Below are 522 nucleotides of genomic sequence, written 5' to 3'. Positions count from 1 at the left end.
GAGAAAGCCCCAATCGTCAGACAGGTCAGCCAAATCGCAAAACCCGCAGGTCTATCAGGTGGAAATCAACAGCTGCCACAAGCGCCAGTGCCGCGCGAGCGGCTTCGTCCATGAGCCCTTAGGAGAAGTGCTGAATTTTCGCTGCGCGCGCTCGCCGCGAAAGAATTTCTGCGCAAGCAAGGACTTCAGCGCAGTTACGCGGCAGTGAATCTGGCCATTCATTCGCGCTGCTATTAGGTTTGGAGCACAAACTCCTCGGTGGCAGGTCGGATGCAATCAGGTCTTCGAGTAGCATTCCAACGTCAGCGCGGTGCTGATGCTTGGGTTCGGAGGGCGGCAAGGAGGGCAAATCATGCCTCGAGTCCAACTTCCTGCTGTCACCCCGAAACGCAAAGCCTGGAACAAGGCCTAGATGGCCCGAAGCTGCATATTTGGGCTTTTGGTGGAACAAAAGGCGTACAAAGCCCGACTCATGAACGCTGCAGATACATCGCAACGTTATCGGCTGGAAACTTGAAGCCT

At 55.6% G+C, this 522-nt stretch carries 1 protein-coding gene; it reads left to right on the top strand.

What is annotated here, in order from left to right; all coding sequences use genetic code 11:
• Window positions 1–208: hypothetical protein (locus ACW9UQ_RS18740; protein WP_458932495.1), on the top strand; the 208-nt coding region annotated here is incomplete at its 5' end.
• Window positions 209–522: the final 314 nt, after the last annotated feature.

The sequence above is a fragment of the Halovulum sp. GXIMD14793 genome (assembly GCF_054457435.1).
The sequence above is the reverse complement of the archived record's forward strand: the minus strand, read 5'-3'. Positions and strand labels throughout refer to the sequence as shown.